Origin of the sequence: Pseudomonas sp. 22189 (assembly GCF_052045635.1) — a bacterium.
Lineage (GTDB): Bacteria > Pseudomonadota > Gammaproteobacteria > Pseudomonadales > Pseudomonadaceae > Aquipseudomonas > Aquipseudomonas parakoreensis.
Map to the genome: position 1 here is coordinate 1 of NZ_JBQEPG010000039.1, position 16540 is coordinate 16540.

16 protein-coding genes are annotated in these 16540 nt (G+C 61.1%); 11 read left to right on the plus strand and 5 right to left on the minus strand.

What is annotated here, in order from left to right; all coding sequences use genetic code 11:
* Window positions 1–79: 79 nt before the first annotated feature.
* On the minus strand, window positions 80–1456 hold the full coding sequence (locus tag ACTJKS_RS25980; protein WP_041073455.1) for a glutamine synthetase family protein: 1377 nt from the start codon (window positions 1454–1456) through the stop codon (window positions 80–82).
* Window positions 1457–1738: 282 nt separating this feature from the next.
* Between ACTJKS_RS25980 and ACTJKS_RS25985 the strand changes: the two genes are divergently transcribed.
* From ACTJKS_RS25985 to ACTJKS_RS26005, 5 genes are all read left to right on the plus strand, one after another.
* Entirely contained in the window at window positions 1739–2500 is a 762-nt protein-coding gene (locus tag ACTJKS_RS25985; protein ID WP_108183070.1) for a gamma-glutamyl-gamma-aminobutyrate hydrolase family protein, read from the plus strand.
* A 350-nt stretch (window positions 2501–2850) separates the two neighbouring features.
* Entirely contained in the window at window positions 2851–3993 is a 1143-nt protein-coding gene (gene potA / locus ACTJKS_RS25990; RefSeq protein WP_041073459.1) for a polyamine ABC transporter ATP-binding protein, read from the plus strand.
* A 29-nt stretch (window positions 3994–4022) separates the two neighbouring features.
* Window positions 4023–4904 carry an ABC transporter permease subunit gene (locus ACTJKS_RS25995; RefSeq protein ID WP_371260449.1) on the plus strand — a complete coding sequence of 294 codons (882 nt, stop codon included), beginning with the start codon at window positions 4023–4025 and terminating at the stop codon, window positions 4902–4904.
* Window positions 4901–5779, plus strand: coding sequence for an ABC transporter permease subunit (locus tag ACTJKS_RS26000; protein WP_047293492.1), 879 nt, complete (start codon window positions 4901–4903; stop codon window positions 5777–5779). The genes ACTJKS_RS25995 and ACTJKS_RS26000 overlap by 4 nt, the downstream gene beginning before the upstream one ends.
* Before the next feature lie 153 nt (window positions 5780–5932).
* A complete protein-coding gene (locus ACTJKS_RS26005; protein WP_041073464.1) occupies window positions 5933–7030 on the plus strand; it encodes a polyamine ABC transporter substrate-binding protein in 1098 nt (365 codons plus the stop codon).
* Between the two features lie 268 nt (window positions 7031–7298).
* On the opposite strand, the gene thpR is transcribed toward ACTJKS_RS26005, so the two are convergent.
* Window positions 7299–7838, minus strand: a complete 540-nt coding sequence (gene thpR, locus ACTJKS_RS26010; protein WP_440829038.1) for an RNA 2',3'-cyclic phosphodiesterase — start codon at window positions 7836–7838, stop codon at window positions 7299–7301.
* A 105-nt stretch (window positions 7839–7943) separates the two neighbouring features.
* Here thpR and ACTJKS_RS26015 point away from each other — a divergent pair, with 105 nt between their 5' ends.
* On the plus strand, window positions 7944–8138 hold the full coding sequence (locus ACTJKS_RS26015; protein ID WP_041073468.1) for a hypothetical protein: 195 nt from the start codon (window positions 7944–7946) through the stop codon (window positions 8136–8138).
* 115 nt (window positions 8139–8253) lie between these two features.
* Here ACTJKS_RS26015 and ACTJKS_RS26020 read toward each other — a convergent pair whose 3' ends face one another.
* Complete coding sequence (locus ACTJKS_RS26020; protein WP_108183072.1) at window positions 8254–8607, minus strand: DUF1428 domain-containing protein; 354 nt, start codon at window positions 8605–8607, stop codon at window positions 8254–8256.
* Window positions 8608–8609: 2 nt separating this feature from the next.
* Window positions 8610–9689: a hypothetical protein gene (locus ACTJKS_RS26025; protein WP_142579981.1), complete on the minus strand. Its 1080-nt coding sequence runs from the start codon at window positions 9687–9689 to the stop codon at window positions 8610–8612.
* 233 nt (window positions 9690–9922) lie between these two features.
* On the opposite strand from ACTJKS_RS26025, the gene ACTJKS_RS26030 reads away from it, so the two are divergent.
* Window positions 9923–10195, plus strand: a complete 273-nt coding sequence (locus ACTJKS_RS26030) for a hypothetical protein (protein ID WP_108183074.1) — start codon at window positions 9923–9925, stop codon at window positions 10193–10195.
* A gap of 45 nt (window positions 10196–10240) precedes the next feature.
* Here the strand turns inward: ACTJKS_RS26030 and ACTJKS_RS26035 are convergent, their stop codons facing one another.
* Window positions 10241–10447, minus strand: a complete 207-nt coding sequence (locus tag ACTJKS_RS26035; protein ID WP_041073476.1) for a hypothetical protein — start codon at window positions 10445–10447, stop codon at window positions 10241–10243.
* 244 nt (window positions 10448–10691) lie between these two features.
* Here ACTJKS_RS26035 and ACTJKS_RS26040 point away from each other — a divergent pair, with 244 nt between their 5' ends.
* The 4 genes from ACTJKS_RS26040 to paoC all read left to right on the plus strand — a co-directional run bounded on the left by ACTJKS_RS26040 (window position 10692) and on the right by paoC (window position 16495).
* The gene (locus ACTJKS_RS26040) at window positions 10692–12446 is read left to right on the plus strand and encodes an L-lactate permease (protein ID WP_108184407.1); all 1755 of its coding nucleotides are present in this window, start codon (window positions 10692–10694) and stop codon (window positions 12444–12446) included.
* 280 nt (window positions 12447–12726) lie between these two features.
* Window positions 12727–13350, plus strand: coding sequence for an aldehyde dehydrogenase iron-sulfur subunit PaoA (paoA, locus tag ACTJKS_RS26045; RefSeq protein WP_095668892.1), 624 nt, complete (start codon window positions 12727–12729; stop codon window positions 13348–13350).
* Complete coding sequence (locus ACTJKS_RS26050) at window positions 13347–14303, plus strand: FAD binding domain-containing protein (protein ID WP_108183076.1); 957 nt, start codon at window positions 13347–13349, stop codon at window positions 14301–14303. The genes paoA and ACTJKS_RS26050 overlap by 4 nt, the downstream gene beginning before the upstream one ends.
* The gene (gene paoC / locus ACTJKS_RS26055) at window positions 14300–16495 is read left to right on the plus strand and encodes an aldehyde oxidoreductase molybdenum-binding subunit PaoC (protein ID WP_108183077.1); all 2196 of its coding nucleotides are present in this window, start codon (window positions 14300–14302) and stop codon (window positions 16493–16495) included. Before ACTJKS_RS26050 ends, paoC begins: the two co-directional genes overlap by 4 nt.
* Window positions 16496–16540 lie beyond the last annotated feature (45 nt).

A 16540-nucleotide genomic window follows, 5' to 3' on the forward strand; every position in this document is an offset into this window, starting at 1 on the left:
TGCAAAAACAAAGTCAAAAGATCGCAGCCTTCGGCAGCTCCTACAGGGAAGGGTGGTGAGTCAGTTACCACCCATTACGTCACACCGTATGCAGATACCAGTTGTACTCAAGGTCGGAGATCGAGTTTTCGAACTCGGCCAGCTCGCTTTCCTTGCACGCGACGAATACGTCGATGTACATCGGGTCGATGTAGCGGGCCATGACTTCGCTGTCGTCCAGCTCGCGCAATGCATCGCGCAGGTTGTTCGGCAGGCTCTGTTCGTTCTGCTCGTAGCTGTTGCCTTCAACCGGCGCGCCTGGCTCGATCTGATGGGTCAGGCCGTGGTGAATGCCTGCCAGTACCGAAGCCATCAGCAGGTACGGGTTGGCGTCGGCACCGGCCACGCGGTGCTCGATACGCACGGCGTCGGCCGAACCGGTCGGCACACGTACTGCTACGGTGCGGTTGTCGATGCCCCAGCTCGGCGAGTTCGGCACGTAGAACTGCGCGCCGAAGCGGCGGTACGAGTTGACGTTCGGGCAGAGGAACGCCATTTGCGCAGGCAGGGTCTCCAGCACACCGCCGATCGCGTGTCGCAGCGCGGCGTTCTGCTCGGGATCCTCGCTGGCGAAGATGTTGTTGCCTTCTTTGTCCAGGATCGAAATGTGTACGTGCAGACCATTGCCCGCTTGGCCCGGATACGGCTTGGCCATGAAGGTGGTGTCCATCTCGTGGTCGTAGGCGATGTTCTTCACCAGACGCTTGAGCAGCACCGCGTAGTCGCAGGCCTTGATCGGGTCGGAGACGTGATGCAGGTTGACTTCGAACTGCGCCGGGGCGCTTTCCTTGACGATGGCGTCAGCCGGGATGCCCTGCTCTTTCGCGCCTTCGAGGATGTCTTGCAGGCAGTCGACGTACTCGTCGAGATCGTCGATCAGGTAGACCTGAGTCGATACCGGACGCTTGCCGGACACCGGCGAACGTGGCGACTGCGGACGGCCGTTCACGTTGTCCTGGTCGATCAGGTAGAACTCCAGTTCGAAGGCGGCGCAAATGGTCAGACCCAGTTCGTCGAACTTGCGCACCACGTTGGCCAGCACTTCACGCGGGTCGGCGAAGAACGGCTCGCCTTCCAGTTCGTGCATGGTCATCAACAGTTGTGCGGTTGGGCGCTTCTGCCACGGCTCGATGCTCAGGGTGCCGGGGATCGGGTAGCAGATGCGGTCGGCGTCACCGATGTCCAGGCCCAGACCGGTGCTTTCCACCGTGGAGCCATTGATGTCGAGGGCGAAGAGCGAGGCCGGCAGGTTGATGCCTTTCTCGTAAACCTTGTGAAGACTGGTGCGCTCGATGCGCTTGCCGCGCACCACACCGTTCATGTCTGCAATCAGAAGGTCGACGTACAAAACCTCAGGATGTTTCTTAAGGAATGCGTTTGCTTCGTTGAGTTGAACGGCACGCAGAGGGACCGACATGATGCACCTATTTAGCTGTTAATTATTATGTTCACTGCTGTTTCGCCGAGCCAGTCAATCCGAAAGGCAAAGTGAAGTCAATAGCGAACACCCAGCCGTTCAGCGTTTATTTTTAGGGCTTTTTTTAACACTCGCGTGCCAATGCAGGCGCCGCAAGGCTTGGAATCATGAAGATTGGATGAACGGCGTTTAGAATTTTTTACATGGCAGTTGTTAATTAAAATCAACGAGGCTAAGCTCCGGAAAAGCTCGTTCAAGTGTCAAACTTCGAGGTGAATAAAAATGGCATTCAAGCCATTGATCGGCGTTACTGCGTGCGTCAAACAGATTGGCCTGCACCCCTATCACATCAGCGGCGACAAGTACGTACGTGCTGTCAGCGTTGGCGCTCAGGGTCTTCCAGTGGTCATTCCTTCCCTTGGCAAACTGACTGAAATCGAAGACCTGCTCGGTCAGCTCGACGGTCTGTTGCTGACCGGCTCACCCTCGAACGTGGAGCCCTTCCACTATCAAGGCCCGGCCAGCGCCCCCGGCACGGATCACGATCCGGCGCGGGACGCCACCACCCTTCCTTTATTGCGTGCAGCCATTGCGGCGGGCGTTCCGGTACTCGGCATCTGCCGTGGCTTCCAGGAAATGAACGTGGCGTTCGGCGGCAGCCTGCACCAGAAAGTGCACGAGCTGCCGGGCATGCTTGATCACCGCGAAGCCGACAGCCCGGACGTGGCCGTGCAATACGCACCGGCGCATGCCGTGAGCGTGTTGGCGGGCGGCGTGTTCGAAGCGCTGGCGTTGCCGGGCGAATTCCAGGTCAACTCGATCCACAGTCAGGGCATCGACCGCCTCGCGCCCGGCCTGCGTGCCGAAGCGGTGGCGCCGGATGGGCTGATCGAGGCGATCTCGGTCGAGCACAGCCCGACTTTTGCCCTTGGCGTGCAATGGCACCCGGAATGGCAAGTGCTGGACAACCCGAACTACCTGAAGATTTTCCAGGCGTTCGGTGAGGCTTGCCGGCAACGGGCGGCGCGACGCAACCAGCGCTGACACCACCCAGGATTTCAAAACTGTTTACTGCCCCCACGGGGTCGGCGGTTGCGCGCGTGCGCATCCGTCATCCGTGAAAACAACAAACCGTAATAACAACAAGTACGACCCAGGCAGCCAGGACGGCGGCGCCGACCAGGTCAGGGTAACCCGCAGCCAATGCGACCTCCTGTAGGAGCTGCCGAAGGCTGCGATCTTTTGATTTTGTTTTTCAGAATCAGGATCAAAAGATCGCAGCCTTCGGCAGCTCCTACAGAGGCCATGTGTGGCGAGGACAGTTTTCCCTGGCTTGCAATCCACTTAAGCCCGGCCACGTTGGCCGAGCGAACGAAACCTGTTGGGAGTTTCACATGGCAAACGCCTCCAGCACTTACCGGAAGGCACTTGAAGGCCACCAGCAACCGAAAAAGGTTCTGGTGAAAGTCGATCGTGTCACCAAGAAGTTCGACGAAACCACGGCCGTGGACGATGTGTCCCTGGAGATCCATCAGGGCGAAATCTTCGCCCTGCTCGGTGGCTCCGGTTCGGGCAAATCGACCCTGCTGCGCATGCTCGCCGGTTTCGAGCGGCCGACTGAAGGGCGGATTCTGCTCGACGGTGTGGACATCACCGACATGCCGCCCTACGAGCGGCCGATCAACATGATGTTCCAGTCCTACGCGCTGTTCCCGCACATGACCGTGGCACAGAACATTGCCTTCGGCCTCAAGCAGGACCGTTTGCCCGCCAGCGAAATCGACGCCCGCGTCGAAGAGATGCTGCGCCTGGTGCACATGACCCAATACGCCAAACGCAAACCCCATCAGTTGTCCGGCGGTCAACGCCAGCGCGTCGCCCTCGCCCGCTCACTGGCGAAACGTCCGAAGCTGTTGCTGCTCGACGAGCCGATGGGCGCGTTGGATAAAAAACTGCGTTCGCAAATGCAGCTGGAACTGGTGGAGATCATCGAGCGCGTCGGCGTGACCTGCGTGATGGTGACCCACGACCAGGAAGAGGCCATGACCATGGCCGAGCGCATCGCGATCATGCACCTGGGCTGGATTGCCCAGATCGGCAGCCCGGTCGATATCTATGAAGCGCCGGTCAGCCGCATGGTCTGCGAATTCATCGGCAACGTGAACGCCTTCGACGGCACCGTGGTGGAAGACCTTGAAGGTCACGCGATCATCCACAGCCCGGACTTGCAGCAGAAGATCTACGTCGGTCACGGCGTCAGCACCTCGGTGCAGGACAAGTCGATCACCTACGCGATCCGTCCGGAAAAAATGCTCGTCAGCACCCTCAAGCCAGAGACCCGCTACAACTGGTCCGAAGGCAAGGTGCATGACATCGCCTACCTCGGCGGCCACTCGGTGTTCTACGTCGAGCTGCCCGGCGGCAAGATCGTCCAGTCGTTCATGGCCAACGCCGAACGCCGTGGCGCGCGGCCGACCTGGGACGACAAGGTCTACGTCTGGTGGGAAGACGACAGCGGCGTGGTACTGCGCTCATGAGAACCTTCAATCAGCAATGCCTGCGCCTGGTGCCCAGCGGGCGAAAATTCGTCATCGGCATCCCGTTCATCTGGCTGTTCCTGTTCTTCATGTTGCCGTTCTTCCTGGTGATGAAGATCAGCTTCTCGGAAGCCGCGTTGTCGATCCCGCCGTACTCGGAGATCTACACCTACGCCGAACAGAAATTCCAGCTGATGCTCAACATCGGCAACTACACCATGCTCGGCGAAGACGAGCTGTACCTGTCGGCTTACCTCGGTTCGCTGAAGGTCGCGGCGCTGAGCACGATGATGTGCCTGGTGATCGGTTTTCCGATGGCCTACGCGATCACCAAGGCGAGCAAGGAAGCGCAAAACGTCCTGCTGCTATTGATCATGATGCCGACCTGGACCGCGATCCTGATCCGCGTTTACGCGTGGATGGGCATCCTCAGCAACAACGGTCTGCTCAACGCGTTTCTGATGTGGACGGGGCTGACCGATCACCCGATCGAGATCCTCAACACCAACACCGCGGTGTATATCGGCGTGGTCTATGCCTACCTTCCGTTCATGGTGTTGCCGCTGTACGCCAACCTGGTCAAGCACGATGGCAGCCTGCTGGAAGCCGCGTCGGACCTGGGTTCGAGCAACTTCAACAACTTCTGGAAAATCACCGTGCCGCTGGCCAAGAACGGCATCATCGCCGGCTGCATGCTGGTGTTCATTCCGGTGGTCGGCGAGTTCGTGATTCCGGAACTGCTGGGTGGCCCGGAGACGCTGATGATCGGTCGCGTGTTGTGGCAAGAGTTCTTCAATAACCGCGACTGGCCGGTGGCGTCCGCGCTGGCGGTGGTGATGCTGTTGATCCTGATTGTGCCGATTCTGCTGTTCAACCGCAGCCAGGCCAAAGAGATGGAGGCACGGGGATGAAACGCTTCGGTTTTTCCAAGTTCATGTTGATCTTCGGCCTGATGTTCATTTATCTGCCGATGCTGATTCTGGTGATCTACTCGTTCAACGCCTCGAAACTGGTGACGGTGTGGGGCGGCTGGTCGGTGAAGTGGTACGTCGGCCTGCTCGATAACACCCAACTGATGGGCTCGGTGGTGCGCTCGCTGGAAATCGCCTGCTACACCGCGATTGCCGCCGTGGCGTTGGGCACCCTCGCCGCCTTCGTCCTGACGCGGGTCACGCGCTTCAAGGGTCGTACGCTGTTCGGCGGTCTGGTGACGGCGCCGCTGGTCATGCCGGAAGTGATCACCGGTCTGTCGCTGTTGCTGCTGTTCGTAGCGATGGCGCAGTTGATCGGCTGGCCACAGGAGCGTGGCATCGTCACCATCTGGATCGCCCACACCACGTTTTGTGCAGCCTACGTGGCGGTGGTAGTCTCCGCCCGCCTGCGGGAGCTGGATCTGTCGATCGAAGAAGCCGCGATGGATCTGGGGGCCAAGCCGTTCAAGGTGTTTTTCCTGATCACCATCCCCATGATCGCGCCGTCGCTGGCAGCGGGCGGGATGATGTCGTTCGCCCTGTCGCTGGACGATCTGGTGCTGGCGAGCTTCGTCTCCGGGCCGGGTTCGACCACGCTGCCGATGGAAGTGTTCTCGGCGGTGCGTCTGGGCGTGAAGCCTGAGATCAACGCCGTGGCCAGCCTGATTCTGCTGGCGGTGTCGCTGGTGACCTTCCTCGTCTGGTACTTCGGTCGCAAGGCAGAAGCCAGCCGCAAGAAAGCGATTCAGGAAGCGATGGATCAGACGGCGAATGAGGCGTGGCAGCAGCCGCAACGCGCCGCCACCACGGCTTGACCTGTAGGAGCTGCGGCACGCTGCGATCTTTTGACTTTGTTTTTTAAGATCAAAAGATCGCAGCCTCGTTTCACTCGACAGCTCCTACAGAAAGGCGCTTGTCGATCAAGTTTCAGATGTGTGTTTTTGAATAAGAAGAATGGAGTTTCACCGATGAAAATGTTTGGCAGGACTCTGCTGACACTGTCCTTAATGGGCGCAATCGCCACGGGCGTCCAGGCCAACGACAAGGTGCTGCGTGTTTACAACTGGTCCGATTACATCGCACCGGACACCGTCAAGAAGTTCGAAGACGAGACCGGCATCCAGGTGACCTACGACGTGTTCGACAGCAACGAAACCCTTGAGGCGCGTTTGCTGGCGGGCAAATCCGGTTACGACATTGTCGTGCCGTCCAACAGTTTCCTGGCCAAGCAAATCAAGGCCGGGGTCTATCAGCCGCTCGACAAATCCAAGCTGTCGAACTGGAAGAATCTCAACCCGGTGCTGTTGAAAAACGCTTCCGCCAGTGATCCGGACAACGCTCACGCGTTCCCGTACATGTGGGGCTCGATCGGCATCGGCTATAACCCCGACAAGGTCAAGGAAGTGCTCGGCGCCAACGCCCCGACCAACTCCTGGGACCTGCTGTTCAAGCCGGAAAACGCCGAGAAGCTGAAAGCCTGCGGTATCAGCTTTCTCGACTCGCCGACCGAAATGATCCCGGCGGCCCTGCACTACCTGGGCTACCCGGTGAACGACAAGGACAAGGCGCACATTCTCGAAGCCGAAGCGCTGTTCATGAAGATCCGCCCGTACGTGGCGTACTTCCATTCCTCGAAGTACATCTCGGACCTGGCCAACGGCAACATCTGCGTGGCGGTCGGTTACTCCGGAGACGTGCTGCAGGCCAAGGCCCGCGCGGTGGAAGCCGGCAACAAGGTGCAGATCGACTACAGCATTCCCAAGGAAGGCGCCGGCAGTTTCTACGACATGGTCGCCATCCCGCGCGATGCCGCCAACGTCGATAACGCCTACCTGTTCATGAACTTCCTGATGCGCCCGGACATCATTGCCGAGATCACCAACAGCAACGGTTACAGCAACGCCAACTCGGCGGCGACGCCGCTGGTGGACGAAGCGATCCGCAACGACCCGGGTTCGTACCCGTCGCAGGCGGTGATGGCGACGTTGTACGCGGTGCCGGATCAGCCGATTGCCACCCAGCGGATCATGACCCGCGGCTGGACGCGGGTGAAGCTCGGTAAGTAATCCGGCTGATTGAAGATTGTGACAAGACTGGAAAACCTGTGGGAGCTGGCTTGCCAGCGATGGCGATGAGTCCAGCGACGACGATGTTGGATGTGCCGCCCCAATCGCTGGCAAGCCAGCTCCCACAGGGAGGGTGTTGACTCGCAGAATCATTGATTTCCCGTTCACGCAGCGCCTTACCACCGCTGCATCCTGCAATGAACGGCCTCACCTGGCTCCCTCGGCTCAGGTGAACTTCAGGCGCCCTCGGGCGCCTTTTTTTGTGGGTTCAATTCAGTGGCCAATCCTGCAGGATCCGGTAGCGGCCCTTGTGCGATTCGAACAAGGCAAAGCGCTCGGCACGCAGGAGGAACTCCGGCGGCGTGGCGGCTTCCGGCTCCGTTGCACGGTAGTCTCGGGCCAGGGTCAGGTGCGGGCGGAACTCGCGCGGTGATTCTTCGAAACCGAACGGCAGCATCGCCTGTTCCAACGCATACACCAGACGCAACAACGCCGGCGGCGCCTGCTCCGGTGCCAGAGACAAAATCCCCGCGCGATGCCAGACCTGCAGACGATCCAGCGCAAGCTTCAATTGCTCACCCGGCGTGCGTACTTTGCCGGCGGCCTCGCAGACTTCATGGATCTGCGCCAGCGGCACCGCGCCGAGGAACAAGAGCGTCAGATGAAAGTTATCCGCCGGCACCGGTTTGCCGGCTCTCAAGCGCAGATCGGCGCGCCACTGAGCGATGGCCTTGCGTTGTGGTGGTGGGCAGTCGAGGGCGAAAAACAATCGCTTGAACGGTTCATCCCTGCGCGCATCATCGGTCATAGGCCAACTCCTTCGCTGGTCGATCGGCCGATTCTACACGGCCTTCTCTGACGACTCGAGACAGCCGGCTATAGTTCAAGGATGGCCATCGAACCGGAGGTCGCCATGCGCGAGATCCTCAGCAAAGAGCCCTGGTGGGCCCGACCACCCAGCCCAGGGCAGGATGAAACCGAGCTGGAATGGGGCTGGCTGGTGCATTACAGCGAAGGTGAACCGCGTTTCGAATTCGTCCGCGAACGACCGACGGAGGAAGAAATCCGCCACCGCAAAAGCTGCCGGATTACCCCCTCTCCAGAGTGACCACCCCATGTGGGAGCGAGCCTGCTCGCGAAAGCGGTGGGTCAGCCATGAAGATATGGGCTGTGCCGGCCTCTTCGCGGGCAAGCCCGCTCCCACAATGGATTTGCGCTGGTCCTCAGGATTCAAGAAGGTTCTTGAAGCCACCAAAGATCATCCGTTGCCCATCAAACCCCATCGGGTTGACGTCCGGTTGCATGCGCGGGTCTTCCATCATCTTTGCCATGCCGGCATCGCGGGTGGCCTTGTCGGGCCAGATCAGCCAGCCGGCGGAAACGGTCTCGCCGTCCTTGAGTTTTACCGCCATCGGGAATGACGTGACTTTGCCTTCCGGCACGTCATCGCCCCAGCACTGAACCACCTCCTTCGCTCCGTATTCCTTGAACAGTTTCGCGGCGATCGCACAGTGTTTTTTGTACTGCTCGCGGTTGGCATTCGGCACGGGTGCTACAAAAATATCGATGTAAGCCATGATCACTCTCCTTGCACGTTGGGTTCGATCTGCTGATTGGTCGATTCGGGAGGCTGCCATTCGACACGATTCAGCCCCTGCCCGACCGACGGTTGTTCGCCCCCGCCAAGGCTGCCCTCGACCTGCCCGGCGATATGCAGCGTTCCAGCCATGACCCCGGTGGTCGGGTTCTGCAGCAATTTCGCCCAGGCCTTGTCGAAGGTGCTGCCCAGGCTGCTGCGAATCAGCGCTTCACTGTCGGGTCGGTCGTTGGCCTGGATGATCGCGCGGATGCCCGCCACCCCAATCGAGATCACCCCGCCGACCAACTTGCCCGCCGCAGCCGCCACCGCACTGGCCGCTCCGCGCGGGGCCATTTCCGCTTCCATCCGTTGACTGGCGCGTTTGGCCACAGGAGCCATGCCGGCATCGGTCGAGGCAATCCCCTTGCTGCCGCCCTCGGTGTGGATCTTGTCGATCAGTGCGGCATACGCCGGCAAGGTGTTCAGCGGCTCGGTGCTGATGACCTGATACAGCGAAGCATCCCGCGCCAGCGGCGGGCCGAGGGCGATGGCCGGAACCTTCAGCAGCCGCCCGTTGAGCTGTGCAACCGGCACGCCATAACGCTGGGCGATGAGCGGCATCTGCCGGGCCATCAGTTGTGCATAGAACGCCGTGGCCTGCCCGAGGATCGCGTCCGGATCGATCTCCACCGCCACCGGCGCCAGCACTCTTTCCTGATATTGCTCAAGCAGATAGCTCGCCAGGCGCTTGGCCGAAGCGTCCTGTTCGCCACCGGCACTGATCGTGTACCAGCTGACCTTCATCGACAGCCATTCCTGGGTCCAGTAGCTGCTTAACCACGGAATGAAATTTTCTTCAGTTTGCTGATAGACGCGAGTGCGCCAATGTTCCATCGAACCCCGGGCAAATACTTTGACTTGCTCGGTGGATTGCTGCGAGGCGCTGACGATGTCGCGATCGATCTGCTGCCAGGTGGCGGGTGACACCACCACGGCCGACGGCGCCACCGGAGCGCGGGCCGAGGTGGCGCAGCCAGCCAGCAGACACAGTGCGGCGAGGCTCAGCGCACGCAGGTTCACGGTGGTGAGGTCCTTGAATGGAGGGAGACAGCATTAAGTATAGGTGTGTCAGTTTCCGAGGATGTTGGCTGTACCGACGCCATCGCTGGCAAGCCAGCGATGAGGCCAGTAACCCCACCCCCACCTCTCAACCATCAACGCCGTCGATATTCACCATCGCCACGATTGCCTTCCGCCCGCCGCCCGGCAAAGGCAGGATTCACCCATCCGAGACGCAACGAGGAGTACCCATCATGATTCGTACCATCACCCTCTCCGTGAGCTTCCCGGAGTTCGGCAGCAACTATTACGACCAGCAGGTCGTCTCGCGCAAGACACAAGCGTTGCTGTTCAACGAAGATTTCGACGATGTGCTGATGCCCGCTGCGAGCAATCACTTCAGCAATGAAGTGGTCGGCATCAACGATCAGTTCCGCTTTCTGAGCGACATACTCGCCACCCATTTGCTGGATCTCGAGGCCACCGCGCCTGCGCATTCCAGCGTCCGGGCGAGCGCTCATTTTTAATTGGCGAGGGCGTTCCCGTTGCGGGAACGCCCTTTTGATGTCTACTCAGTCATCGTCGCGATCACGATAGTAACGACGCCCGTCGCGACGACCATCGTCGCGGTCATCCCAGCGTCGGTCATGATCGTAGTAACGGCCATGATCGCGGTCGTAATGCCGCCCGTGGCGGTGATCATCATCAAAGTCCGCCACACAGCCAGCCAGCAATACGGCGGCGGTCACGGTCAGTAGCATCGTTGTAGCGCGCTTCATTCAACACTTCCCTAAAACCAAGGTCTTGACGACGGAACGGCTGTCACTGCCCACGCCTTCACAGGACGCAGTGCGCGCAGCCGCTGATACGACCGGACAAAAGGACTTTGATTCACTGCCCGGGCACGACCGTTGATCGGCCCATTTGCTGCATCCAGGCGGCGGCGAAATGCCACCTATACTGCTGCTTACCGACTCCCACGCAATGGATCTGCGCCTCGATAACAACAAGCAGAGGTGGATCATGGTCTGGCAGCAAATCTACGACCCGTTCGGCAACCCGCTGATCTCCACGCTCATGGCCGCGGTGCCGGTGGTGGTGATGCTCGCGGCGCTGGCGTTTTTTCACGTCAAGGCGCACCTGGCCGCACTAATGGCTTTGGCTTCGGCCCTGCTCATTTCGATCTTCGCCTTCGGCATGCCGGCGAGCATGGCCGGTTCGGCGGCGTTGTTCGGCGCGGCCAATGGTTTGCTGCCGATCGGCTGGATCGTGCTCAACATCATTTTTCTGCACCGCCTGACCACCGAGAACGGCTCGTTCAAAGTGCTGCAGGATTCCCTCGCACGCATCACCGATGACCGGCGTTTGCAGCTGCTGCTGATCGCGTTTTGCTTCGGTGCATTTTTCGAAGGCGCCGCCGGGTTCGGTACGCCGGTGGCGGTGACCGGGGCGATTCTGATCGGCCTCGGTTTTTCGCCGCTGGCGGCGTCGGGTCTGGCGTTGATTGCCAACACCGCACCAGTGGCGTTCGGCGCACTCGGCACGCCGATCATCACCTTGGCCAAGGTCACCGGGCTGGATGAGATGGAGCTGTCGATGATGGTCGGTCGGCAGCTGCCGTTTTTCTCGGTGCTGGTGCCGTTCTGGCTGATCTGGGCGTTTGCCGGGTGGCGCAAGATGCTGGAGATCTGGCCGGCGATTCTGGTGGCTGGAGTCAGCTTCGCCGTGCCGCAATTCCTCGTGTCGAACTTCCACGGGCCGATGCTGGTGGACGTGATCGCCGCACTGATTTCCATGGCCTGCCTGACCCTGTTTCTGCGAGTCTGGAAACCGGCGACGGTGTACACCTCGGCCGCCCTCTCGGGTCGCATCGACAACTCCCGGGTCGAGGAAGAAAAAGTCACCGCCAGCGCCGCCTTCAGTGATCAGGCACGCCCGGCGGTGATGCGTGCGTGGATGCCGTGGATCATCCTCACGGTGTTCGTGTTTGCCTGGGGCACCCAGGGCTTCAAGAACATCTTCGATGTGCGCCCGGCACTGGACCCGGTCACGCACGCAGTGAAACTTGATCCACAAGGCAAACCGATGAACGAGGCCAACCCTATTTTCTCCCCGGCGCTGACCTTCACCACCCTGCACCTGCAAGTGCAGAAAGTCCCGCCGGTGGTGCCGGCGCCGAAAGCCGAGGAAGCGATCTACAAGTTCACCTGGTTCACTGCCACCGGCAGCGGCATTCTGCTGGCAGCGATTGTCGGCGGCCTGCTGATGGGCTATTCGATCCCGCAACTGATCAAGCAATACCTGCGCACGTTGTGGGTAGTACGGTTTTCGCTGATCACCATTGCCGCGATGCTGGCGCTGGGGTTCCTCACGCGTTATTCCGGACTGGACGCCACCATGGGTCTGGCGTTTGCCGCCACCGGAGTGTTTTATCCGATGTTCGGCACCTTGCTCGGCTGGCTCGGCGTCGCGTTGACTGGTTCGGACACAGCCTCGAACGTGCTGTTCGGCGGACTGCAACGAGTGACCTCGGAACAGCTGGGCATCAGCCCGGTGCTGATGGCGGCGGCCAACAGTTCCGGCGGGGTGATGGGCAAGATGGTCGATGCGCAGTCGATCGTGGTCGCCTCCACCGCGACCCGCTGGTATGGGCATGAGGGCGAGATTCTGCGCTACGTGTTCTTCCACTCGATTGTGCTGGCGGTGCTGGTGGGCGGGCTGGTGACGTTGCAGGCGTACGTCTCGCCGTTTACGCACATGGTGGTCGGCGGGCATTGAACACAATACCTGTGGGAGCGGGCTTGCCCGCGATGGCGGTGTGTCATTTGAGCAACAGGCTGCCTGACACGACTCCATCGCTGGCAAGCCAGCTCCCACAAGGTCAAGGCGTCGCCCAGGTCATTAATGAATTCTGCGCATAACTCTATAGCGCAAATCCGCAAAAACCTTTTCCCCTCCGTACAGGTCATTCCAAGAACGAGACCGGCAAACATGCCGGCGTGCCCGAGTGGGCCCTTCAATCCCTGCCGTCCTGATTAAGCCAGAGAGGAATCGAAGCATGACGATTTCCCGACGAAGATTCCTGATCCTCGGCGCGGTGACCGCCACCGCGTTTGCAATGCCCCCTTTCATCAGCCTCAAGGCCTACGCGGCCAGTCTGGAGCAACCCGCCATGGCCAAACTGACGATCAACGTCAACGGTACACCCCAAGCCCTTGAGGTCGACAACCGCACCACCCTGCTCGACGCCCTGCGCGAACACCTGCACCTGACCGGCAGCAAGAAAGGCTGCGACCACGGCCAGTGCGGCGCCTGCACCGTCATCGCCGACGGCCGTCGAATCAATGCCTGCCTGACCCTGGCGGTGATGCACGAAGGCAGCGAGATCACCACCATCGAAGGCCTGGGCATGCCTGACCATCTGCACCCGATGCAGGCCGCGTTCATCAAGCACGACGGCTACCAGTGCGGCTATTGCACGCCGGGGCAGATCTGTTCGGCGGTGGCGGTGCTCAAGGAAATTCGCGAGGGCATCCCCAGCCACGTCAGCCCCAGCCTGACCGAGGCGCCACAACTGATTGCCAGCGAATTCCAGGAACGCATGAGCGGCAACATCTGCCGCTGCGGCGCCTACTCGAACATCATCGAAGCCATCACTGAAGTCGCGCAGGTGCCAGCATGAGAGCGTTCAATTACAGCCGCGCCGACTCCCCCGCCGCAGCCGCAACGCTGGCGGCGCAGATTGAAGGCGCGAAGTTCATCGCCGGTGGCACCAACCTGCTGGACCTGATGAAACTCGACATCGAAACCCCGCTGCACCTGATTGACGTCAACCACCTGGGCCTCGATCAGATCGAAGCCACACCTGAAGGCGGATTGCGCATCGGCGCTCTGGTGCGCAACACCGATCTGGCCGCCGACAGCCGCGTGCGCAAGGATTACGCGCTGCTCTCCCGCGCCTTGCTCGCCGGCGCTTCCGGTCAGTTGCGCAACATGGCGAGCACCGCCGGCAACCTGCTGCAACGCACTCGCTGCCCGTATTTCTATGACGTCAATCAGGCCTGCAACAAACGCCAGCCCGGCAGCGGCTGCGCGGCGATTGGCGGGGTCAGTCGGCAACTGGGGCTGATCGGCGTCAGTGACGCCTGCATCGCCACCCACCCCAGCGACATGGCAATTGCCATGCGCGCCCTCGATGCACAGGTTGAAACGGTCAAACCCGACGGCAGCACCCGCAGCATCGCCATCGCCGATTTCCATCAACTGCCGGGCAACACGCCGAACATCGAAACCCGCCTCACGCCCGGCGAGTTCATCACGTCGGTAACCCTGCCGGCCCCGGTTGGCGGCACGCACATTTATCACAAGGTGCGCGATCGCTCGTCCTACGCCTTTGCGCTGGTATCGGTCGGTCTGATCCTGCACAAGGACGGCAGCGGCCGTGTGGCGGTCGGCGGTATCGCGCCGAAACCGTGGCGGGTCGACGCCGCTGACGCGTTGCTGCCCCAAGGCGCGAAAGCCGTCAGCGAACGCCTGCTTGACGGCGCCACGCCGACCCACGACAACCAATTCAAACTGACGCTGGTCGAGCGCACGCTTGGTTCGGTGTTGGCGCAAGCGAGGGATCAGGCATGAAATTCGACACGCCCGCCACCACCAACCCGATCGACCAACTGAAAGTCGTCGGCAAGCCCACCGACCGCATCGAAGGCCCGCTGAAAACCAGCGGCCAGGCGCCGTACGCTTATGAGCAGCATCAGGCCGTGGCGAATCAGGCTTACGGTTTCATGGTCGGTTCGGCCATCGCCAAGGGCCGCATCAGCCACATTGATCTCGACGCGGCCGAAGCCGCACCGGGCGTGCTGGCCATCGTCACCGCTGCCAATGCCGGCAAGCTCGGCAAAGGCCAATACAATTCGGCGCCGCTGCTCGCCGGGCCCGAGGTGCAGCACTATCACCAGGCCGTGGCGCTGGTCGTCGCCGAGACCTTCGAACAGGCCCGCGCCGCAGCGCAACTGGTCAAGGTCGATTACGTCACGGCCAAAGGCGAGTTTGAACTGGCCAACGTGCGCGACCAGGGTGTCGAAGACGACGAGTTGCCCGACGTCACCCACGGCGATTTCGACAAAGCCTTCGCCGCTGCGCCGGTGCAGTTCGACCAGACCTACACCACTCCCGATCAGTCCCACGCGATGATGGAGCCGCACGCGACGCTGGCCGCGTGGAAAGGTGATCATCTGACCTTGTGGACCTCCAACCAGATGATCGCCTGGAGCGTCGGCGACGTCGCCACCACCCTCGGCCTGCCCAAGGAAAACGTGCGCCTGATCTCGCCGTACATTGGTGGCGGATTCGGCGGCAAACTGTTCATTCGTGCCGACGCGATCCTCGCCGCCCTCGGTGCGCGCCTGGCCAACCGCCCGGTGAAAGTGGCCCTCGCCCGCCCGCAAATGGCCAACAACACCACCCACCGCCCGGCCACGATTCAGCGTATTCGGATGGGCGCGACGGCGGACGGCAAGCTCAGCGCCATCGCCCACGAAGGCTGGTCGGGCAATCTCAAGGACGGCAAGGTCGAAGTCGCCGCGCAGCCGAGCCAGTTGCTTTATGCCGGGGAAAACCGCCGGGTGACCATGCGCCGGGCGCCGCTGGATCTGCCCGAAGGCAATTCCATGCGCGCACCGGGTGAGGCGCCGGGGCTGATGGCGCTGGAAATCGCCATGGACGAAATGGCCGAGCAGCTCAAGCTCGATCCGGTGCAGTTCCGCATCCTCAATGACACGCAGGTCGATCCGGTAAAAACCGAGCGTCCGTTTTCCCAGCGGCGTCTGATCGAATGCCTGCAGACCGGCGCCGAGAAATTCGGCTGGAACCAGCGCAACGCCACACCCGGTAGCCGTCGCGAAGGCCGCTGGCTGATCGGCATGGGCGTCGCTGCGGCGTTTCGCAACAACCTGCTGCTGAAATCCGGCGCCCGGGTGCGGCTGGAGCACAACGGCAAGGTCACGGTGGAAACCGACATGACCGACATCGGTACCGGCAGCTACACCATCATCGCCCAGACCGCCGCCGAGATGATGGGCGTGCCTCTGGCGGATGTGACGGTGCATCTGGGCGATTCGAATTTCCCGGTGTCGTCCGGTTCCGGCGGCCAGTTCGGCGGTAACTGCTCGACGGCCGGGGTGTATGCCGCGTGCATGAAACTGCGTGAAGCGGTTGCGACGAAGCTGGGCATGAGCGGCAGCGATATCGAGTTTGCTGACGGTCAGGTGCGCGCCGGCGGCAAGACCCTGCCGCTGCGCGATGCCGCAAAAGATGGCGTGATCGAGGCCGAGGACAGCATCGAATTCGCCGACCTCGCCAAGCAGTATCAGCAATCGACTTTCGGTGCGCATTTCGTTGAAGTGGCGGTGGATGCAGCGACCGGCGAAGTCCGCGTGCGGCGCATGCTTGCGGTGTGCGCGGCGGGACGGATTCTCAACCCGAAAGCCGCGCGCAGCCAAGTGATCGGGGCGATGACCATGGGCGTCGGCGCGGCACTGATGGAAGAGCTGGCGGTGGACAAACGGCTGGGCTTTTTCGTCAATCACGACCTGGCAGGATACGAGGTGCCGGTGCATGCTGACATCCCGCATCAGGAAGTGATTTTCCTCGACGAAACCGATCCGATTTCATCGCCGATGAAAGCCAAGGGTGTAGGTGAACTGGGGATTTGCGGCGTGAGTGCGGCGGTGGCCAATGCGATCTACAACGCCACCGGGGCGCGGGTGCGTGAGTACCCGATCACCCTCGACAAGATCCTCTCTTCCTTGCCAGAGATGATCTGACCCCTGTAGGAGCTGNTTGATCTTCAACAACCAAGTCAAAAGATC